Here is a 21,598-nt window from a genome sequence, read left to right on the forward strand (position 1 = left end):
CAGAAACAGCTCGATGACGCGGGTAGCGAACTCCAAGAGCAAAATCACCAACGAAGCAATCCCCAAAACGGTCATGGTCATCACCTCCAATCATCTAGAATATTGAGAGGGAGAGGCACCAAGCCGCCGGACCGAATCCGTACCTACAAGTATAGCGGGCCCGTTCTACGTTTCCATGGCGTGCAACACCATGGAAAGTCTGCTCGATCTTGCGCGTTTCCAACGCCGTTCCCGCGCGCATTCCACGTTTCTTGCCTCCTTTTCCAATACGGATTCCGCGCGCTTTGCCATCGTTTCTCACGCGAATCGGAAGCGGGCGCTCGGCGCTCCGGCTTGCATCGGCGGCAGCCCAACGCGCCGTCCATCCGGCTCCTCGCGTCATTTCCTCAGAAACGACGCTACTTCCTTGGCAAAGGTGGCGGGGGCTTCCAGGTGGGCGTTATGGCCCGCGCCGGGAATGATGCAGACCGTCGCACCCGCTTCGGCAGCTTGAGCTGCGAGGGCGCGGTACTTCTCGTCGCGCTCGCCCGCCAGGTAGAGCAACGGCGTGCCGCCGGCGCGCAGGACGGCGAGCGTTTCGAGCGTTTCCGCACGCGAGGGCATGACGTGCTGGCCGGCTTGCTCGAACGTGCGCGCAAGAGCCTCGGCGTCGTTCGCCATGCGCCCCGCGCGCAGGCGCTCGCGCACGTCCGGCGGCAGGTCGCGCTGGCTGGCGAACAGGGGCAGCTGCTCCCAGAAATCCATGAAGGCTTCCAGGCCGTCGGCGCGCAGACGGGTCGCGCAGGCGGCATCGCGCTTGGCGACCGCTTCGCGCTCGGCCTGCGTGGCGGGGCCGAACCCGGCGGCTTCCAGGATGACCGCGGAGAACGCGCGCGGGTCGCGACGCAACGCTGCAAGCGTCACGCGGCCGCCCATGGAGTAGCCGAGAACCGCGGGACGGACGCCCTCGACATCGGCGATCAAGCGCGCGAAGGCCAGCAGCGCCTCGCCCTGCGCGTCCAGCGCGTAAGCGCGCGGATTGGCCGGGCGCTCGCTTCCACCGTGTCCCACCAGGTCGAGGGCGTACACCGGCCGGCCGGTTGCGGCCAGCTCGCTCGCCGTCGCGTTCCATGACGCCGAGCTCTGCGCGAACCCGTGCAGCAAGATAAGGGGCACAGCGGACTCGCGGCACGCGGCAGCAATCGCGCAGCCCTCGTCGGGCGCAAGGTCGGCCGCAGAAGCCTCAGCCGCCGGCGCTTTCCACACCTGAAACGAGAAGGATGCTCCACCGCACGAGAAGCGGCGCGTCTCGACGGCGCTCATCATCGGATCCCAAGAGCGCGTGCCGCAGCGCCATGCTCCACGCAACCGAGAAACGGCGAGCGCGTGCCGCGGAATTCGGCCGGAACCTCAAAATGTGGCACGGATCTACGGATTGGGCACGCTTTCGCCTCGGAAATCACCTGAAGAGCCGATGTGTCTCGACATAATCCCAGGTCGCGGTTTTTCTCGGTCGAAACCTTCTGCCCTAACCGTACATTCGTGCCACATTTTGAGAACCGAACCGCGAAACCCCCGCTCGAACCACCGTCGTCGAACGGGCGCTTACCGCATTCGCCAGACGTCCACGCCATCCGCCTCACCTCCCGACTTCGCCGCTCGCGGCTTACGACCAGTACGGGGCGTAGCGTTCGGGGAGGCCTTCGAGGGGCACGCGCACCTCGACGAGCGAGATGCCCGGCACGCCAAGCGCTTCGTCGTAGGCCGCGTCGAACTCGGCCACGGTTTCCACCAGGCGGTGCGGTACGCCGAACGCCTGGGCGGCGGCGCCGAACTCCACGTCCTGGGGCGTGAGGAACAGCCGCTCGAAGTACGCGTCTTCCGAGCGTTGGGGCAGCATGTCGAAGATGCCGCCGCCGTTGTTGTTCAGCAGCACGATGACGATGCTGCGATCCAGGCCGCCCGACGCGCGCTGCACGCGCAGCTCGCGCTGCAACGCCAGCGCGTTCAGGTCGTGCAGCAGCGTCAAGTCGCCCGTGAGCAGGGTCGTTTGCTCGAAATGCTGCGCGGCGCCCAGCGCCGTGGACACGGTTCCGTCGATGCCGTTCAGCCCGCGGTTGCACAGCACCGTCAGCCGCCTGCCGCCCTTCGCATAGAACGTGTCGAGGGCGCGCACGCTCATGGAGTTCGCCGCGAACAGGCACGACCCCTCCGGGGCGCGCTCGGCCACGCGGCGCACGAACGCGCCTTCGAACCCGGCTTCCACCGCATCCACCGCATCGACGCGCGCGCCGGCTGCGGCGTTCGCCTCCAACCACGCCGCCGCGAAAGCACTCTGCCGGTCGTCAGCGGCATCTTCGCCGCCGAGGCTCTGCTTTGCCGCCAGCATCGTTTGCGAGAAATCGAGCGGCGTACAGCGCAGGTGCACGTCGGTGGCGCAGTTGAAATCGCGCGTCTCGAGCGGATCCACCACGATGTTGATCGCGCCCGCGTTCGCCAAAAACGCGGTGGCGCGCTTCGACACCGGATAACGGCCGAAGCGGATGACCGCCTCGGGAACCAGCGCATCGGCTGGAGCGCCTAGCACGGTGTCGTACCGGTCGATGACCAGCGGGTCGGCGGCGGTGCGCAAGCCCGAAAGCGGATCGGCCAGCAGCGGGTACTCGAACGACTCGGCCCAGGCCAACAGCGCACCCATCTCGTCCGTCGTCGCGCACGACCCCTCGCCCGCCGCCACCAGCACCCGACGACCGCGCAGCAGTTCGAGCACGCGAGCGGAATCCATCGGATCGAGGTAAGTCGACGGATGGATGAGGCGCAGATCGGACGGCGCATTCAACGCGCTTCGGCCGGTTTCGAACAGCCCTTCGACCCGCAGGTCGGGCTTGAGCGGTTCGTCGAACGGGAAGTTGAAGTGCACGGGCCCGCCCAGGCACGCGCCTGCGATGCGCGGCGCGCCCTCGCCGTCCGTCGCGCGCCCGGCCGCCTCCCCGCCTGCGGCGATGCGCGCCTCGCGCGCAGCTTGGCGCGCGAACGCGATGGCGGCCGCATCGGCAGCGGGCTCGGGCATGTTGCGGAACGCGCGCACGTGCGAGCCGTACGCGTTCAACTGGTCGCACGTTTGCGGCGCGCCCAAGCCTTGCAGTCGCGCCGGACGGTCGCCCGTCAGCACGATGAGCGGCACGCGTGACGACTCGGCCTCCAACACGGCCGGGTAGTAGTTCGCCACCGCGGTGCCGGATGTGCAGATGACGGCCGCCGGTTGCCCACTCGCCTTCGCCAGCCCCAATGCGAAGAACGCGGCGCCGCGCTCGTCCACGTCCACGAACAACCGAAGACGATCGGGGAAGCGGCGCGACAGCTCGTAGGCCGTCATGGCCAGCGGCGTCGAGCGCGACCCGGGGCTGACCACCACGTCGTGCACGCCCCATCGTTCCAGCTCGTCGAAGAACGCGCCCAGGAACAGGGCGCTGGCTGTAGGATCGGCCCTCATCGCGCACCCCCATCACTCGTATGTCGCCGGTCGTTCGTAACGTCAGCGAGGGTTTCCGCAGTGCCCAAGCTGGGGTCGATGGCGGGGGCGTGGCGCGCCTCGCAGGAAGTCCCCGCAGGGGATACTTTGGTACGCGAGTCTTCGTCAGCGGCCACAGATCGGGTGCTGCGGGAAGCCGCAGCGTCGACTCGTTCCGTCGGCTGACAAGCCGACGGAACCTCCCCGCCGTCGAACGCCGACAGGACCGTCTTCAGCTTCATGCCGATTTCGTCGTACTCGTCGTCGGCCACGCTGCCCTCGACGATGCCGCAGCCGGCGTACACCCAGCCCACCTCGCCGTCGAACACGCCGGTGCGCAGCGCCACGGAAAACTCGCCGTTGCCCGCGCCGTCCACGTAGCCGCAGGCGCCCGCGAAGAACCCGCGGTTGTACGCTTCGATGCTCCTGATCAGCATCTGCGCCTCGCCCACCGGCGTGCCCGCCACGGCGGGCGTGGGATGCAGATCGTCCTTCATCGTTCCCAGGTCGACGCCTTCCAGCATGCGCGCGCGGGCGGGCGTGCACAGGTGCTGTACGTGGGTGAGCGGCAGGATGCCCGGCTGGGCGGGCACGTCGACGTCGTAGCATGTGCGGTTGAACACCTCTCGAATGAACCGCACCACGTGGTCGTGCTCGGCGCGGTTCTTCGCGTCGGCCATCAGCTCGTCGGCCAACCGCGCGCGCTCTTCCTCGGTGGCGCCGGCGGGACACGTGCCTGCCAGGCACATGCTCTCCACCTCGTTGCCGCGCTTGCGTACCAGCAGCTCGGGCGTGCAGCCGCAGAAGAACACGTCGGCGTAGCGGTACAGCAGCACGGTGCCGCGCGCCGAGCCGTCGATGAGGTTCACCAACAGGTCCTTCGACGAGAACGGCTCCAGCGCCTCGCGGCGCTGGCGGCGCGACAGCACCACCTTGCTGATGCGCCCCCGCCCGATGGCGTCGAGCGCCGCTTCCACGTTCGCGCGCCACGCGTCACGCGAGTCGGGCTCCAGCTTGAACGGGATGGTGCGGCGGTTGCGGCGCGGCGCAGCGGCGGCTTGGCGGGCGAACCGCGCGATGCGGCCAGGATAGACCGGGCTCAACGAGTTCACCTGCAAATACGCGCCGCGATCGTCCTCGACGAGGATCACTTCGGGCAGCATGAACTTCAAGCGGGGAAATGCCTCGAACAGCTCGTCGGTCGGCGACGGGTTCTCGGCGTCGAAACGGTTGAACGAGAAGAAGACGGGCTGCTGGCCGACGGGGCCTTCGAGCTCGCATTCGATGCCGTCGAGCGCAGGCAGCGCAATGCAGCGCCCCATGCCCATGAAGCGGACGGGGCGGTCTTTGCGATAGTAGACGAACTGGTCGGTGAAACCCTTCTGCAGCGCGCAATACGCATCGACGATGTCGGCCTCGATCGGTTGCGTGTATGAAAAGATTCTCGTCATCGTGGCCTCTCCCGCCTTCGTCGCCTTGCTCCCGGCGCGCCGAATCGTCAACGATTTCCGCGCCCGCATCGCATTCTAGCACGACGTCTTCTACACTATTCCTGTCCGACGGCGGACGCACGCATCCTCGCCCGCAAGCACGCAAGAAAGGCACACTATGAAAAAGTTCTTCGAGGAGTTCAAGGAGTTCATCAATCAGGGCAACGTCATGGACCTGGCCGTAGCGGTGGTCATCGGCACGGCATTCACGGCCATCGTGAACTCGGTGGTGAGCGACCTCATCATGCCGTTGATCTCGCTGGTCACGGGCGGTATCGATTTCTCGGACATGAAGATACCCCTGGGCACGGGGCCCGATGCAGCCGCGTTCACCTACGGCAATTTCATCAACGCGGTCATCCAGTTCCTCATCATCGCGCTGGTGGTGTTCCTCATCGTGAAGGCCCTCAGCCGGGCGCGCATGCTGACGCGCCGGGGCAAGCATATCGAAGAGCAGGATGCCCCGAAATGCCCCTTCTGCCTCGAGGAAGTGAACGAGGGCGCCACCCGCTGCCCGCACTGCACCGCCGAGCTGCCCGCCCCCGCCACGACGACCCCGAAAGCGGGAGGCAAAGCGTAGGGCGTCTCAACGGACAGGCTCCTCATCTTCCTCGTCGGTCACGGCGCGCAGGATGAAGAATCCCGCGATACCGGCGATCAGCGATGCCGCCAGGATAGCCGCTTTCGCCATGGCGATCATGTTCGGGTCGACGAACGCGAGGTTCGTCACGAAGATGGCCATGGTGAAGCCCACGCCGCCCAGAACCGACACGCCTCCGATATGGCCCCAGTTCACGCCCTGCGGCAGGTCGGACAGCTTCAGCTTCACCGTGAGCCACGTGGCTAAAAAGATGCCCAGCGGCTTGCCGAACAGCAGGCCGCAGAACACGCCGATGGTCACCGGGTTCGTGACGATGGACAGCAGGTCCATGCCCGTCAGCACCACGCTGGCGTTCGAGAATGCGAACAGCGGCAGGATGAAGAAGTACACGGGAATGTGCAGGCGATGGTCGAGGCGCGTGATGGGCGGGATGGACAGGCGCGACACGCGGCCGATCTCGGCCACCTCGGACAGGTACTCCTTCTGCACGATGTCGGGCTCGCCGGGGTCGTAGCGATCGTCGGCGCGGCGCGCGCGGGCGGCAAACCAGCCGGGAGCACGATCGAGCTTCACCTGCGAGCGCGCGGGGATGGCAAGCGCCAGCAGCACGCCGGCGATGGTGGCGTGCACGCCCGACATGAGGAAGCACACCCACATCCCCAGGCCCACGACGATGTACGGCAGCAGGTCGTAGATGTGCAGCCGGTTGAACACGATGAGCACGGCGAACAGGCCCAAGCCCCCGGCCAGCCACGTCACGTCGAGGTTCGCGGTGTAGAATACGGCGATCACCATGATGGCGATGATGTCGTCGGCGATGGTGAGCGTCGAGAGGAACGAGCGCAGTCCCGCCGGGATGCGGCTTCCCAACAGCGCGAGAATGCCCAGGCAGAACGCGATATCGTTCGCCATGGGAACGCCCCAGCCCTGCTCGAACCCGCTGCCGACGTTCACCGCCGTGTACACGAGCGCAGGCACGATGGCGCCGCCCGCCGCGCCCAAGATGGGCAGCAGCGCCTTGCGCGGGTTCTTCAGCTCGCCCGCCGTCATCTCGAACTTGATCTCAAGGCCTACCAGCAGGAAGAAGATAGCCATGAGGAAGTCGTTGATGAAGTGCTCCAGCGAGAGGCGCGGTGCAAAATCGCCCAGCGAGATGCCGATGTCGAACGTGTGCCAGAACTCAGCGAAATACGGCAGCACCGGCGTGTTCTCGATGACGAGCGCCGCCACGGCCGCGGCCAGCATGAGCATGGTCGCGCGCGTGGACGAGTGGGTGAATTCGAGCAGCTTGCGCTTGCGCCGATGATGGCGACGCACTTCCGGCTCGAGGATGCGCTCGGTGGGCGCGCAGGTGGGATCGCCGCTCAGACAGGCGGGTGGCGCCTCGTCGTGCGGGGTACGGTCGGGGCGGGCAGGCAGCCGGCAGCCTTCACGCTGCGACGCCCGGTCAAGCTGCGCAGGCGCTTGACGGCGTTCGCGAACCTCGGTAACCTCGCGTCCTTCACGCGATGAGCGACTTTCTGATTCGGATGTGATTTTCTCAGATGGCATGAATACAGTATACGAAACGGGCTGCGGCCTCGCGGTCACAGCCCGGTAACGCGCGGAAGATTTTACAATGCAGCGTTAACAGCCGTTCGCGCACGCGAATGCGCGGTCGTCACGACAAACGCCGTGCTTGACGCGGTCGGATTCCTCGGAGGTTTTCGCATCGTTCCAGCGATCCATCGTTCCCACGAGATACCCCGTGATGCGACGGATGCGATCGAACGGCACCGGCGCCAGCTCGTAGCGGATGTCCACGTCCTCGCCGTCCACCAGCAGCGCGAGGCCGGTAACGGCGCTGTTCGGATGCTTCAGCGCGCCGCGCTCGAGGTAGGCGCGGATCTCCGTTTCGGTGACGTGCTGGTCGCCTTCGTTGGCATAGCCCACCAGCACGTCCACGCCGTCGACGGTCAGCCGCTCGTTGACCACCATGTCGCCCATCGCGTTCGCCACGCCCATAACCGCTTCCATGCCCCGCTCCTTACCGCGTTTGTTGCTCGGTCTTATATGTTATTGCAATAGTATCATTTATGGAAGGCGCGCGCCAGAGGAGGGAGGGAGCGATCTTGCAACATGGTCGGCCGGTCGGGGAGCGGCTGCGCATGGCGTTCGCTTCGGCGGGTGCATTATCGGCCCAAAGACACGGTTTTCGCGGGAATTCCGTGTCTTTGGGCCGATAATGCGTTCCGCCGTCCGCAAGATGGGCAGATGCGCGATTGGACTGCTCTATGCTTCCCCGTCGGACTGCGAGGGCTTGCGCTCGTGCGTTTCGTTGGAATGCGAAACGGACGGGGTGTCCGCGTCCGCGCCTGCCCCGGTTTCAGCCGCGCCCGCCGACTGCGCCAAGCGGGCTTGCATCGCCGCGACGAGGTGGGATGCGGCTTCGGCCTTACGCTCGGAGTCGCGATTGTAGCGAGCTACGTTAATGAGACAGACGACCATGGCGGCATGCACGAGCAGGGCGACGCTCGCCGCGAGTAATGCGAAAAGCAAGAGGGGGAGCGTCCCGTAGACGTTCCAGACGTTCGCCATCAGCCCCCATAGGTTCAGGGTATCGGCCAAAGCAATAGCTCCGGGACTGGCGAAGAAGAGGGATGCGCACAGCAGGACGAGCCCGCCGACGGCGCTGCGCTTCCCTTCCTTCCGTGCGGCGACCCTTTGGTCGTCCGTGTAGAAGTCCTCGATGTACGGGTGCCGCCGCCGGAACGACCCATGCACGGCGAACGCGCGGATCAGCAAGGCGAAGCCCACCGTGGCGCACGCGAAGTACGCGATGTACGGGCGCGCGCCGGGATTGGCTCCGTTCATGTTCGAGAAGGCGATGGCCACGCCGAATCCCGCGACGAACATCGCGAGGCCCGCCGGCACCGTCCACGCTCGGCGGCGCATGTGCTCGTCGTAGCCGCAGGCGTCGACGGGCGGCGCGTCCTCGGGCAGCGATCGCGTCGGGTCGGGCGCGCGGCCGGTTAGGTCGCCCCGCACCAGATCGTCCAGCGTGCATTCGAACAGATCGCACAGCTTGAGCAGCTTATCCATTTCGGGATAGCTTTTCTCGGCCTCCCACTTCGCCACCGACTGCCGGCTGACGCCGACGAGCATCGCAAGCTCGGACTGGGTCATGTTGCGCGTGTCGCGCAGGTGCTGAAGATTGTCCCTGAAGCTCATGGTCGATCTCCTCTCGCAGGGTGCGTCCGGCTGTTCCTTCGACTTGCATCATGCACCGAAACGGCGGTTACCTCAACCAACCTCGGGATGCTTTTTCGCGGCATCCGCTGCCAACCGGCGGTTGTCACCGCAGGTCAACGTCTGAAGAGCAGATCGTCTGATGACAAAAACGTACGGATGTTTCACGTGAAACACAGGAAGCCCCTCGAATGCACTCTGCGACATGGAAAGGACCCGATCCGGGTTGGCGCATGAAAACTGGGCGCTTTCGCACAAAAAGGCACGGTATGCGACGTCTTGCTGGAAACGACTTTTCGAACGGTTTCGTTTGTTTTGGAAAACGCCTGATCGAGATTGTAGTGCTTGGAGGAACGAGGGAAGCTTCTTCGACAGCATGGTCTGAAAAGCGCTTTTTGATCCTTCGAACGTCGCACGTCGCGGATTTTAGTGCATTGGAGAGGACATCGCATGCAAGGAGCATGCTAGAAAGGGAAACACGAGTTCCGTACAAATGTTTCACGTGAAACATTTCGGCTGGGGGCCGGAGCGAAATTGGTCGTGAGGCGATGGACGCGGGGGGCGTTGCGGCTTCGGCGGGTGCATTATCGGCCCAAAGACACGGTTTTCGCGGGAATTCCGTGCCTTTGGGCCGATAATGTGCTCCTCCGTCCGCAAGACGAGCAGATGCGCGATGTTGCGACGCGGGGCAACCGGCGCGGGACGCCACACGGGGCGGCGTTGCCGATTGCGCACAAGGCGGCTTCGTGCGAAGCAGGATCGACGTGGCTGGTTGAGCGCAAGGCGCCTTCATGCAAAGCGGGGCCGCCCTTTCGGACGGCCCCGCCGAGGTGCGCGATTGCGCCGGACGCGGATCGCGTCAGCCTTACAGCTTGAAGTCCTCGTCGCCGTTGAAGACGTCGAGGGCGTCCTCCACGGAGTAGTCGGCCAGCGTGATGGCGCTGATGGCCTTCGTCAGACGGACGGCCTCGTCCAGCGAGCGCTGGTGGATGTTGCGGCCGGTGGCGTTGCCCACGGCGCCGCCCGTGTGGATCTGGTCGTACAGCTGCGTGAGGAACGTCTCGGCGTCCACCGTCGAGCCGCCGGCGCACACGAGGCCCGTGCGGCCGGACGCCATCGTGGCGACCTTGAGAGCCTCGGCCGGCGAAGAGCCGTCCTCGGGCTTCGGCGGGTTCACCTTCACGAAGTCGGCGCCGAGGCACAGGGCCACGCCCGCCGCGCCCGCGATGAGCGCCGGATCCTTCTCGGCCTTGACGGCCTTGCCGCGGGGGTAGATCCACAGCACGACCAGCAGGCCGTTGGCATGGGCCTGGGCGATGAGCTCGCCGGCCTCGGCCATCATGGTGGACTCGTACTCGCTGCCCAGGTAGATGGTGTAGCCGATGCCCACGATGTTCACGCCGGCCTCGCGCATGGCCAGCACGGCGTCCAGGTCGTAGAGCTGCGGCGAATAGGGGTCGTCCTGGCTGCCGCCCACGATGTTGGTCTTGGAGTTCATCTTCACGAGGTAGTTGATCTCGGGATAGTCGGCGGCGTACTGCGCGATGAGCCCGCGCTGGCCGGCCAACACGCCGCACACGCCCTGGCGCCCGATCTCGAAGAGGTGCTGCGGCTCGGCATCGGCGATGTCGATGCCCTCGCCGTAGAAGTCCTTGTTGAGGTGCTCGATCTTCTGATCGCACGCGAACAGCATGAGACGGCCCGTTCCGCGCGTCGCCTTCATGAAGTTCTCGATGTACTCGTCACGGGATTCCGGCATGACGTCGGCCGGCACCCTCACCTGGTCACGAGTGATTTTGGGCATGGTTTCCTCCTTATAGGATCCAACTCAACGGATGAGGCTCAGAGCCTTATCGATACGGTCATTCTAGCGAAAAAGCGAGGCGGGACGCGCCGTTTCACCGAAAAACCCCGCGAACGAGCCACCGATTCGCGCGAAGCGCGGGCGGGCGGTAGGCGGAGGAGGCGCAACGGCGAACAAGCGGCACCCGACGGACAGTGCGCGAAGCGAGAACCCGGATGTTTCACGTGAAACATCCGGTCGCGCGAAGCGCGAACAGGGCGGGAGCGAAGCGACCCGCCCATGCGCCCGAAGGGCGCATATCGGACTCGCAGGTTGGCCGCGCAGGAGCGAAGCGACCTGCGCCTCGCGCGGAGCGCGAGCACGCGCTCGCAGGTTGGCGCAGTGAGCCAGCGAGGGCACCACGGCCGCCCGCCCCCTACGGGGACTTGCTTCGCGACACAGCGTCGGCAAGTTCCGGCGGCCGGGAGGCCGCCGGAACCAAACTAGAACCACTCGCGCTTGTTCAGCACGTAGATCTGCTCGAATTCAGTCTGGGACTTCGTGAGGTACAGGATGCCCTCGATGATGGCGATGACCCAGATCACCCATGATGCCAGCGAGAACGTCAGCACGCCGCCGATGATGGTGACAGCCAGCATGATGAAACCGGCGGTGTTGTAGCCCAGGTAGAACTTGTGGATGCCGAACGCGCCCAGGAAGATGGCCAGCAAACCGGCGGCCACGTGATCCTTCGTCGTGACCATAGGCTGGCTGTACGGCTGCTGGTAGTACGGTTGCTGATAGCCGTAGTACGGCTGCTGCGGAGGCACGGCTCCGGGGCCGGCGTGCGGCGGTGTCTGCGGCGCGCCGTATCCGGGAGGAGCGTAATAGCCGGGCGCAGGCTGACCGGGAGCAGGAGGCGCACCCGCAGGCTGCGTGTAGGAAGCGGTGGAAGCAGAGGCGGCAGCCGGAGCCTGGGGCTGGGGCTGAGCCGGGGTAGCCTGCGGTGCAGCCGTAGGCGGAATCGCCTGAGCCGTCGAGTACGGAACCCACTCGGGCTCGGGTTCGGCAGCCTTGGCGGGCTCGGCAGGAGCCGCAGAAGGAGCCGCCGCAGAAGCCTCGGAAGCATCCTCCGTCGACGCATCCGTCGATGCGTCGCTCGGCGCCTCTTCCTTATCCTCGGACCCGGCATCGCACGAGACGACCGCCACATCCTCGACCACGACGGCTTCCACTTCGCCCGTCGCTTCGTCGACGACCACGGCTGCAACCGTCTCCTTTTCAACGTCGCATGCATCGTCGGACGTCGTCGCGGCAAGCTTCGCCTTCGCGGCTTCCAGTTTCTCCTGAGCGGCTTTGAGCTCCGCTTCAGCAGCGGCAACCTCGTCCGCTGCGCTATTCAAAGGTTCGTTGGTGGCCATGATGGACCCACCTCTCATTCTACAAATTGCGTCGATGTCCTGTACCGCCATAGTAGTGCGCGCCGTCGCATCCAAGGAGGTTTCGTCACAATACCGTCAACGACGTTCAGTATTTCTTAAGATTTGCGCATGGGCCGAAGAAAAGCCTGATCGCGTTAGCTGTCTTTATGCGAATGCTTCTCGAGCATTTTCATGATGCGCTCGCGAAAAACGATGCCCAACACGGCGATGACGGCCGCCACCGCGAAGATGATCGCGCTTTCCATAAGGCGTCCGTCAGCCAGCCCGTCGGCGGCGTAGGTGGACACCACGATGCCCGGAATGCGCCCCACGTTGGAGAGCAGCAAAAATGTGCGCATTCGCATGTCCGTGAGCGGCACGAGGTACGTGAACACGTCTTTCGGCAGACCCGGGATCAAAAACAGGATGAACACGATGATGTTCAGCTTGCCGGTTTTCTCGAACTTGCGGAACTTTTCGAGGTACTGCACGGGCACCATGCTCTGCACGAACGACGCCCCCAGCTTGCGCACCAGCGCGAAGATGAACGCGCTGGAAATGACGCACCCTGCCAGAATGACCAGCGCGCCGATCCAGGGGCCGTACAGCAGGCCCGCCGCGATCTGCACCACCTCGCCGGGAATGAACGCCACGACGATCTGCAGAAACTGAAGTCCCAGCAGTATGAGGAACCCCACGGGACCCGCGCCGCGCACGTCGTTGATGATGCGGTCGAGGCCGCCCGGCTCGAACAACTCGTGGAAGTACGGCCATAGCATCACCACGATCAGCACCATGATGGCGAAGAACGCGATGAGCCCGACGAACTTGAAAATGTCGGCCTTCTCCATCTTATGGCCGCGCACCTCTACCTCTTGCTCGGCTTTTTCGTGCAGCTTGTCCTTCAGCTTGTCAGTCATCGTGGCGAGCCTTGTCGTACTCCTCTTTGAAGGCCGCGAACATGTTCTTCTTGGGCGCGGGCTTCTTGGCGGTCGTCTTCTTCTTGGGCGCGGTCGACGCGGGCTTCGCAGGCGCGGAAACGCCCTCGTCTTCCGCCTCGTCCGTCACGGCCAGAGCCTGGTCGTCGGAACCGGGCTTGACACCGCGCGCCTTGTCGTACTCCTCCTTGAACCCGGAGAACATCCCCTTCGTGGCGGCGATCTGCTTGCCCGTGGCGTACGCGCCCTTGTTCACCACTTCGCCGGTTTTCTTGGCGGCCTCGCTGACCACCGGCTTCGCCCTGTCCACCGTGGTGTGCACCTTGTCGACGGCGACGGCCGTGACCGCGCCGGCCTTCTCGGCCACGCCGCCCTCGGCAACCAGGTCCTTCGCGGCGTCGTCAACCAGCATCGCACCCAGCACCACTTCGTCGGTTTCGCGCCCCTCGGAGCCCACCTGCGCCAGCGCGGCACCCATTCCGCGGCGGAACCCCTTGACGAGGTCGGCCGGAATAGTGCGCTTGCCCAACAGTGCGTTGGCGGTGGCGCCCGAATCGGTGTCGAACGTGTCCACCATACCGGTGATGCGGTTGAAGGTGACGTTGCCCACCATGCCCAGCGAAGTACCGTCTTCGGTCATGACCGGCAGCCCCACCCACAGCACGCAATCGTCCCAGTTGACGCCCAGCGCCTTGCATGCGGCGCGGTCCGTGGCCTCGGGCACGTTGCGGATGGCGATGCGGCCGTCCACGATGTCGTAACCCTCGATGGATACGAACTTGTCCTTGCGGCGGAACATCCACAGCAGATCGGGGCGCTTCACGATGAAGCCGACGCAGCGCTTCTCTTTCGGGTGGAACACGAAACGGCGCACCTTGCCGATGCGCTTCGTACCGTTCTTGCCGCCCACGACGCGGACGCCCGTGAGCTCATGCGTAGTGATGAGTTTGCTTGCCATGGCCTTCTTCTCCACTCGACAACCTGCGCATTTGCCGCGGATGGAACCGCAACCCCCCAGCGCCGTTGCCCTGTCGGACAGTCAGGAAGCGGCGAGAGGGGCGGGGCTTGCGCCCACGTCGACCAACTCGCCGCTTCATGATAGATGCGTATGCTACTTGTCGTCGCCGGAGATCTTGTCGGCAGCGTCCTCGGCCTTGTCCTTCACGGCATCGGCCGCGCTCTGCGCCTTGTCCTCGGCCTTGTCGACGGCCTCGTGCGCCGTGTCGGCCGCGACAGGAATGGTGTCGCTCACCGCGTCGTGCGCCTGCTCGGCGTTCTTGGCCACCTGCGAGGCGATGCGCTGGCGCGCCGCTTCGATCTTGTCGCGAAGCTCGTCGTTCTTCTGCGAGAACGCCGGCTTGATGTTGTCGGCGGCTTCCTGCACGCGCTGCGTGGCCTGGCCGTACAGCTCTTGACCCTTGGCGGCCACGTCCTGCACGACTTCCTGACCCTTGGACGCGGCATCCTGATACGCGTGCTGCATGTTGGCGCCGGCCTGAGAGCCCAGCTCCTGCGCCTCGCCCCATGCCGCGCTCATCTTATCGGTGACCATAGCGCGCGTTTCCTGACCAGACCGGGGGGCGTACAGCAGCGCGACAACCGCACCGGCCAACCCACCAGCCAAAAAAGCTCCAAATTTGTTGCCCATGACGGCCTCCTTCGGGATGTTTGCCTGTTCGTTCATTATAGGGGCATCCGCGCAGCCCCATGCGCGAAAACATGAGCGCTCTATGATTCAGTTGCTGTTTCGTTGCCGACCGAACAGACGCGAAGACGGGCCGCCGGCCTACGACCCGTGAATCGCATACTGCGCTCTCGCCGCAAGCGGTTACCGCGCATATTGGCTGACCAGTTCGTTGAGGACGCCGGACAGCGACAAACCGGAGGCTTCGCAGGCGAGGGAGAACGGCGAAGATTCGGCCAGGGAGGGCGACACGTCCACCTCCAGGACGCGCGCCTGGGCTCCGTCCCAGACAAGATCAACGCGGGCGAGGTCGCGCACCTGATAGGCACGGCACACTTCCAAGGCGGCGCGCTCGATTTCGGCACGGATGGCCTGGGCATCGGCCTCGTCGTTCGACAACGAGGCGGGGCGCACAGGTGCGAACAGCTCGACCGCGCCCGGCGTGCGACAGGCGACCGTATCGCAGAAGCCCTCCTTCGCCACGATCTCCACCGGCGGCAGCGCGTAGGCATCCCAGCCGGAGCCCAGCACCGGCACGGTTACCTCAACGCCGTCGATCCACTGCTCGATGATGACGGCGTCGTCGAACGACAGCGCATCGGACACGGCTTCGCCCAGCTGGTCGACGGAATCAACGCGGCGCACGCCCGAAGCCGAAACGCCGTGCGCAGGCTTCACCGCCACGGGATACCCGCCGATCACGCGGTCTTCCACCAGGTCAAACGCCGTCGCAGCGCCCATGCTCTCGAACGCCTCGCGCGCGATGCAGACGCCCTGCGGCCAGGAAGCCGTCGGCTCATCGCCGGTGATGGCGCGGTAGGCCGCCATCTCGGAGCCGAGGGAGGATTTGTCCCAAGCGCGCCGGCACACGCTGGACGGCGATCCGACGAAGGGCACGCCCACGAATTCGAGCAGGCTCTGGACGGTTCCGTCCTCGCCGAGCTTGCCGTGCAGGGCGTTGAAGCACACGTCGGGACGCTCGACGCGCAGGGCGGAAACGAGGTCGGACGAAGCATCCAACAGCACCGTCCTATGGCCCGCCTCTTCAAGAGCTGCGCACACGTTCTTGGCGCTGGCCAGGGATAACTCGCGCTCGGTCGAGCTGCCGCCCGTCAACACTGCTACCTTCATGATGATGCTCCTTCTGCCGTCCACACAAGAGCGGCTAGCGTACCATCGCATCGCCGAGGAAGGCAATCGCATCGCGAAAAGCGCGCAAAGCGACCAGATCGTCGAGGAAGCTCACCTCGATGCGCGCGCGGCCCGCCGCCTCGTCCGTCCACTCGGTGGTGCCCACGAACACGGCATCGAGAGCGGCGCCGGCATCGGCGTAAGCGGCGGCCGAACCGGCTTCCGCGCCGTCGCCCCTGCGCACGGCCGCCCGCGTTTGAAAATCGATGACCAGGTGCTCCAACAGATGCGGCAGCGACGTGTGGTCCATGACGGCGGCGAAAGTGTCGCCCTCGTCGTTCACGCAGGCATGGCGCGGCACGTGCGGATGGGCCGCGCGAACGCGCGCCGCAAGCTCTGGCGTCGTGCGGCGCGGGACGCCGGGCGCCAGAACCACGTCGCACACCACGCGGTCGGCGCGCACCGTGAGCCGCTCGATGACAAGCGGGGCTGTGCCCTGCGCGCTCACGCGGGCAGGTCGCTCACATCGAACACGCCGCGCGTGCCGGATGCGGCAGCATCGTCGTTCTTGTCGACGGCGTCGGAGGCGCTGCCGCCTTCGTCTGCGGCTTCACTTGCAGAGGCGTCTTCCGGCCCAGAAGCGGAATCGGATTCCGGCTTCTGCCGATCGCCCGGGTCGGGCTCGGGCGCAGCCTCCGGCTCGGGTTCCGCCGCAGGCTCGGGCTCAGGCTCAGGCGCCACCGGCTCGCCCCTCTGCGGCGTAGCCTCCGCATCGTGCGACAGGCGGTCGAGCACCGTGTATCCAGCTCCCGACGGAGGTTCCTCCTGCGGCTGGCCCTGAATCGCGCGCACGAGCTGGTCGAACTGCCAGGCGATGTCGTCCGCCAGCGTAGAGAGCCATGTGTACCCGCTTCCATCGGAAATCACCAGCTGAGAGCGGTCGAGCGAGAAACGATAGCGGCCGGAGCCCTCCATGTTCCCGAACGTGTACGAGATGGTCTTCGCGTCCGTGTCCAGCTTGTACGACCAGCTCACATCTTCGGTCAGCTTGATAGTTTCGCCGTCGATGACCACGACGGCCGTGGTGCCGTGAGTTTGCCATTCGCCCTGGAACTCGGCTGCATCGTCGTAGCGCAGCCAACGGTCCCACGAGAACCCGCCCACGATCAGCAGGACGACCAGCAGCACCGAGCCGGCCACAACAAGCGGCCAGCGCTTTTTGCGCGGCTTCGCTTCCGCACGCTCGCGCCGACGCTTCCCGCGCTCGGCCTCGGTCGACGCTTCGGCCCCATCGTCTTTCGCAGCGTCATCGACGATTGCCGCCGCGTCCTCCTTCAACCTGGCGGCCGCCTTCGCCCTGACCTTTGCAGCGCGCGACGTCTGCTCGAGGGGCGTCTGCCCCTCATTCTCCTCAACGTGAGGCGTCCCGGCCGCTCGCGGCTTCGGTTTCGCAGGCGGCACGTCGGTGCGCTTCCGCGGCGCGACGCGGCCGGACGCCCCTGGCTTCGAGGCGTCCGTCGCGGGTGCGGCAGCGGTATTCGGTTTGCTGGTTCGTTTACGCTTCGTTGCCACGCTTGAAGGTTCCCTGGTTCTTTTCGATAGCTTCGCCTGCCGTTATTCCGGCGCGATGACCTCGACGCCGCCCATGTAGGGCACCAGCACGTCGGGCACGCGCACGGTGCCGTCGGGCTGCTGGTAGTTCTCGATGACGGCGGCCATGGTGCGACCCACCGCCAGGCCGGAGCCGTTCAGCGTGTGGACGTAGCGCGAGCCCTTGAAGTTCTCGGGGTCGCGGTACTTGATGTTCGCACGACGCGCCTGGAAGTCCGTGCAGTTCGAGCACGAGGAGATCTCCTTGTAGCCGTTGTACGACGGCAGCCACACCTCGAGGTCGTACGTCTTGGCGGCGGAGAACCCGATGTCGCCCGTGCACAGGCTGATCACGCGGTACGGCAGGCCCAGCAGCTGCAGGATGTTCTCGGCGTCGGCCACCATGGCCTCCAGGTCGTCGAAGCTCTCCTCGGGCTTGGCGTACTTCACCATCTCCACCTTGTCGAACTGGTGCACGCGGATGAGCCCGCGCGTGTCGCGGCCGGCGCTGCCCGCCTCCTCGCGGAAGCACGGCGTGAACGCGCAGTACTTCAGCGGCAGCTGGCCGGCGTCCAGAACCTCGCCGGCGTGGATGTTCGTCAGCTGCACCTCGGCCGTGGGGATGAGGTACAGGCCCTCGGTGGTGTGGAACAGGTCTTCCTCGAACTTCGGCAGCTGGCCGGTGCCGGTGAGCGTCTCGGCGTTGGCCATGGCCGGGCACCACCATTCCTTGTAGCCGCGCGACGCGTGCGTGTCGGCCATGAAGTTGATGAGGGCGCGCTCCAGACGGGCGCCCAGGCCGCCCAGCAGGATGAAGCGGCTGGCGGCTAGCTTCACCGCCCGCTCGAAGTCGATGATGCCCAGCTCGGGGCCCAGATCCCAGTGCGGCTTCATCTCGAAGCCCTCGGCGGCGAAGTCGCGCGGCGCGCCCCAGCGGCGCACTTCGGGGTTGTCGTCCTCGTCGTCGCCCACCGGCGTGGAATCGGCCGGCATGTTCGGCGTGCGCAGCAGCACCTCGCGCAGGGCCTCGTCGGCCGCTTCGCGATCTTTGCCGATGACGGCCAGCTCGTCGTTGATGGCGCGCACGCGCTGCTTGGCGGCTTCGGCCTCGTCCTTCTGGCCGGCGGCCATCATCTGGCCGATCGACTTCGACGTGGCGTTGCGCTCGGCCTGCAGCGCCTCCTCCTTCGCGATGGCGGCGCGGCGAGTCTCGTCGAGCTCGGAGAAGCGCGCCGCGTCCCACGAAGCATGGCGGTTCTTCATCGCCTCGGCGACGGCTTCTTGGTTGTCGCGGACGAACTTGATGTCGAGCATAGTCGCGCTCCTTCACGATGGGAAACAATAGTGCCTTTAGTATACCTCACGGGCGGCGCACCTCGTCGTTCCTTCACGCACCCGGCATGTTCCGTCGGGCGGCCAGCCGACGCCCTTATCCTTCATAGCGCTTTCGCACGTACTTGATGAGGGTGGCCAGCACGCGGCGCATGTCGATGGGCTTCGACAGATGCGCGTTCATGCCGCTGGCCAACGAGGCGCTCACGTCTTCGGCGAAGGCGTTGGCCGACATCGCGATGATGGGCACGGCATCCGCATCTTCGCGATCGAGCTCGCGGATGCACCGCGTGGCCTCGTAGCCGTTCATGTTGGGCATCTGCACATCCATGAGAACCGCGTCGAAGTAGCCTATCTTCGACGCCTCGAACATGACGCACGCCTCGGCTCCGTCCCCCGCTCGCTCCACTACCAGCCCCGCTTCCGCCAGCAGTTCGCAGGCTATCTCGGCGTTGAGGTCGTTGTCTTCGGCCAGCAGAACGCGCAGCCCCTCGAACTCGGTGCGGTCGAGCGCACGCGGCGCGCCCGGCATAGGGGCTTCGTAAGCCGAAACGGGACGGCTCGCCAGCCGATCGCGCGCGCCGAGGGATCGCAGCGCCGCCGCGCTCGCAGCATCGAGTTCGAGGGGCTGCGCATCGTCCGCCTCGGCGCCCTCGCCCTCCTCGAACACGATGCGCTCCGCCTCTAATGCGATACGCAGGTTGAACGTCACCGTGAACGTAGTGCCCTGCCCTTTCGTCGACTCGACGGCGATATCGCCCGCCATCATGGTGACGATGTTCTTCACGATGGGCATGCCGAGGCCCGTGCCCTGCTCGCGCGAGCGTCCCTCCATGCTGAACGGCTCGAAAATATGCTCCTTGAACTCCTCTGACATGCCTATGCCGTTGTCGGATACCGTGAACTTCACCTGGCGATACCCCATGGCGGCACCCTTCGCCACCGTGGTCTCGAACCGAACGCAGCCGCCGCAGGGCGTGTACTTCACGGCATTCGTCAACAAGTTCAGCAACAGTTGCTTGATGCGCCGCGCATCGCCCACGAACACGGCATCGGCGCATGGCGGAGTTGTCACGACGAATTCCTGGGCGCGCTGTTCGCACTGCACGCGAACGGCGGATGCCACGTGCGACAGCACGGCGCTGAGACGGAAAGGCTCGCTGGCCAGGGTCATCTTGCCGTTCTCGATTTTCGAGATGTCCAGCACGTCGTTGATCAGCCCGAGCAGATGGTCAGATGCGTCTCCTATCTTTTTCAGCGTCTCGGCAACTTTCTCGCGATCGTCCGGATTGCTCCGCGCAAGCTGCAGCGTTCCCAGAATCACGTTCATAGGCGTGCGGATCTCGTGGCTCATGCGCGAGAGGAACTCGGACTTTGCAGCATTCGCCGCCTCGGCAACGTCCATCGCATCCTTCATGGACAATTGGATCTCCTTGTCGGCCGTCACGTCGCGCATGACCACGAGCAGCTGCGGCTTATCTTCGAACGTCAGCCGCTTGACCGAGTAAGAAGCCCAGCATTCTTTGCCGGTCTGCTTGCTGCGGAACGAGAACTCCCCTTGCTCGAAGCCCTTCGTCTCGTCCTTCCTAATGCGATCGAACAGAGCCACGCCCTCGGGAGAAAGCCCTATGGTGGCCGCCAACCGCTCGTTTTGCAGAAAGGCGTCAAGGCGATAGCCGATGATGCGTTCGGCCTTCGCCACAATGGGAGTGACCTTGCCGTCGGTGGGCGAATAGAGGTTCACCGCCATATCGATGCTGTCGGACAGCGCCTCGTACAACTGGCCGAGCATGGCGACGTTCTGTTCGCGCAGGCGGCGGCGGTACGCGCCGAACACCAACAGCGCCACCACCACAAGGCAGGCGAAGATGATGGCGAACACCGCTTCGAACGTGGTGGTGACCACGGCAGCTTCGGCACGCACGTTCTCGACGGGCACCACGTTGCACACGTACCAATACCCGTTGTCGACCGGCGCGACGCACACATAACTGGATTTGCCGTCTACCGTGGCCGTGAGCAGCCCCGTCTGCTTGTTCGCCACAACGTCGCGCAGCGTGGAAAGGTCGCTCCGCGAGCGCGACTGCATGAACTGCAAGGCAGCTTCGGTTGAGACCGCGGCATCGGTGTTCGAGGCCGGCTCGCTGTACTGAGACGCCCGGTCAAGGAAGTCGTACAGCGACGTGCCGATGAACACCGGCGTCTTGGTTTCGCCCGTGGGAGGCACCAGCACCTCGCCGGTGGAACCCTCGAACAACATGAAGTAGCCGCGGCCGTCGAACATATCCAGCTGACGGGACATAGAGAACAAGCTTAACGGCACCTGCACGTACAGGGCTCCGACTTGCTGCCCATCGATATAAAGCGGCGTTTGGGCGAGACGCACGCGGGCGCCCGCCTCGTTGGCGAACGTGGCAGAGTACGAACTGCGACCCTCGGACAAAGCCGTTTCGGGCTGAGCCAGCTCGTCGACGGAAAATGCGGAGCCATCCGCGCGAACGCCTCGACCGTCCATCCCGGCAAACGTCGCATTCGCAAAGCCGTGGTGCTCCTGGAAGCTGCTGAGAGCCGGCGCAACCAACGCAGGATCGGTAGTCTGCACGGTAAACGCGCCGATGGCGTTCTGCGACATGTACATGCGGTCGGTTACGTTGCTGGCGGATTGCTCGGTGAACGTGACCACCTGCTGCTCGGCGCTCTGATTGAGCTTCTTGTCGATAAAAGACGTTAATCCGAGCACAGCAGAAACAATCGCCGCCACAATGGCGACGATTGCGATTGATGCCGTTATGCGTCGTTTGCGTTTGCGCTTGTCTTTGCCCATGGCGTGTTGGTGCTTGCCCTTCTTCAGCGCGCGTAAAGAATAAAGGAATATCCAAGCCTACCCGTACCGGATCGGCTCGACATAGT

At 65.2% G+C, this 21,598-nt stretch carries 17 protein-coding genes; 1 reads left to right on the forward strand and 16 read right to left on the reverse strand.

Features of this window, described 5'->3' with window-relative positions:
• Positions 1–378: 378 nt before the first annotated feature.
• The 3 genes from GT613_RS12455 to GT613_RS12465 all read right to left on the reverse strand — a co-directional run bounded on the left by GT613_RS12455 (position 379) and on the right by GT613_RS12465 (position 4,941).
• Positions 379–1,302, reverse strand: a complete 924-nt coding sequence (locus GT613_RS12455; RefSeq protein ID WP_015761489.1) for an alpha/beta fold hydrolase — start codon at positions 1,300–1,302, stop codon at positions 379–381.
• Between the two features lie 343 nt (positions 1,303–1,645).
• Positions 1,646–3,472 (reverse strand): 2-succinyl-5-enolpyruvyl-6-hydroxy-3-cyclohexene-1-carboxylic-acid synthase, encoded by a 1,827-nt coding sequence (gene menD, locus GT613_RS12460; RefSeq protein WP_009608428.1) that lies wholly within the window; start codon positions 3,470–3,472, stop codon positions 1,646–1,648.
• A complete protein-coding gene (locus GT613_RS12465; protein ID WP_161172645.1) occupies positions 3,469–4,941 on the reverse strand; it encodes an isochorismate synthase MenF in 1,473 nt (490 codons plus the stop codon). The genes menD and GT613_RS12465 overlap by 4 nt, the downstream gene beginning before the upstream one ends.
• 157 nt (positions 4,942–5,098) lie before the next feature.
• On the opposite strand from GT613_RS12465, the gene mscL reads away from it, so the two are divergent.
• The gene (mscL, locus tag GT613_RS12470) at positions 5,099–5,560 is read left to right on the forward strand and encodes a large conductance mechanosensitive channel protein MscL (protein ID WP_015761491.1); all 462 of its coding nucleotides are present in this window, start codon (positions 5,099–5,101) and stop codon (positions 5,558–5,560) included.
• Between the two features lie 6 nt (positions 5,561–5,566).
• On the opposite strand, the gene nhaA is transcribed toward mscL, so the two are convergent.
• The 13 genes from nhaA to GT613_RS12535 form a co-directional block, all read right to left on the reverse strand.
• Positions 5,567–7,132 (reverse strand): Na+/H+ antiporter NhaA, encoded by a 1,566-nt coding sequence (nhaA, locus tag GT613_RS12475; RefSeq protein WP_035584609.1) that lies wholly within the window; start codon positions 7,130–7,132, stop codon positions 5,567–5,569.
• Between the two features lie 75 nt (positions 7,133–7,207).
• Positions 7,208–7,597 (reverse strand): anaerobic ribonucleoside-triphosphate reductase, encoded by a 390-nt coding sequence (nrdD, locus tag GT613_RS12480; protein ID WP_009305337.1) that lies wholly within the window; start codon positions 7,595–7,597, stop codon positions 7,208–7,210.
• Between the two features lie 255 nt (positions 7,598–7,852).
• Entirely contained in the window at positions 7,853–8,791 is a 939-nt protein-coding gene (locus GT613_RS12485; protein ID WP_015761493.1) for a helix-turn-helix transcriptional regulator, read from the reverse strand.
• Between the two features lie 883 nt (positions 8,792–9,674).
• Positions 9,675–10,613, reverse strand: a complete 939-nt coding sequence (locus GT613_RS12490) for an aldolase (RefSeq protein WP_009305338.1) — start codon at positions 10,611–10,613, stop codon at positions 9,675–9,677.
• Positions 10,614–11,095: 482 nt separating this feature from the next.
• Positions 11,096–12,013 (reverse strand): TM2 domain-containing protein, encoded by a 918-nt coding sequence (locus GT613_RS12495; protein WP_117752486.1) that lies wholly within the window; start codon positions 12,011–12,013, stop codon positions 11,096–11,098.
• Between the two features lie 155 nt (positions 12,014–12,168).
• The gene (locus GT613_RS12500) at positions 12,169–12,933 is read right to left on the reverse strand and encodes a TVP38/TMEM64 family protein (RefSeq protein ID WP_161172646.1); all 765 of its coding nucleotides are present in this window, start codon (positions 12,931–12,933) and stop codon (positions 12,169–12,171) included.
• Positions 12,926–13,909, reverse strand: a complete 984-nt coding sequence (locus tag GT613_RS12505) for a PRC-barrel domain-containing protein (protein WP_009305341.1) — start codon at positions 13,907–13,909, stop codon at positions 12,926–12,928. Before GT613_RS12505 ends, GT613_RS12500 begins: the two co-directional genes overlap by 8 nt.
• 153 nt (positions 13,910–14,062) lie before the next feature.
• Positions 14,063–14,599 (reverse strand): YtxH domain-containing protein, encoded by a 537-nt coding sequence (locus GT613_RS12510; protein WP_015761495.1) that lies wholly within the window; start codon positions 14,597–14,599, stop codon positions 14,063–14,065.
• Between the two features lie 180 nt (positions 14,600–14,779).
• Positions 14,780–15,766 carry a D-alanine--D-alanine ligase gene (locus GT613_RS12515; protein WP_009608495.1) on the reverse strand — a complete coding sequence of 329 codons (987 nt, stop codon included), beginning with the start codon at positions 15,764–15,766 and terminating at the stop codon, positions 14,780–14,782.
• Between the two features lie 34 nt (positions 15,767–15,800).
• The gene (locus tag GT613_RS12520; RefSeq protein ID WP_009305344.1) at positions 15,801–16,274 is read right to left on the reverse strand and encodes a hypothetical protein; all 474 of its coding nucleotides are present in this window, start codon (positions 16,272–16,274) and stop codon (positions 15,801–15,803) included.
• On the reverse strand, positions 16,271–17,104 hold the full coding sequence (locus GT613_RS12525; RefSeq protein WP_009305345.1) for a hypothetical protein: 834 nt from the start codon (positions 17,102–17,104) through the stop codon (positions 16,271–16,273). The genes GT613_RS12520 and GT613_RS12525 overlap by 4 nt, the downstream gene beginning before the upstream one ends.
• A 276-nt stretch (positions 17,105–17,380) precedes the next feature.
• Positions 17,381–18,670: a serine--tRNA ligase gene (gene serS, locus GT613_RS12530; RefSeq protein WP_009305347.1), complete on the reverse strand. Its 1,290-nt coding sequence runs from the start codon at positions 18,668–18,670 to the stop codon at positions 17,381–17,383.
• A 115-nt stretch (positions 18,671–18,785) separates the two neighbouring features.
• Positions 18,786–21,428, reverse strand: coding sequence for an ATP-binding protein (locus tag GT613_RS12535; RefSeq protein WP_226844320.1), 2,643 nt, complete (start codon positions 21,426–21,428; stop codon positions 18,786–18,788).
• Between the last annotated feature and the right edge of the window lie 170 nt (positions 21,429–21,598).

Origin of the sequence: Eggerthella sp. BIOML-A4 (assembly GCF_009875575.1) — a bacterium.
GTDB classification, from domain to species: Bacteria; Actinomycetota; Coriobacteriia; order Coriobacteriales; family Eggerthellaceae; genus Eggerthella; species Eggerthella lenta.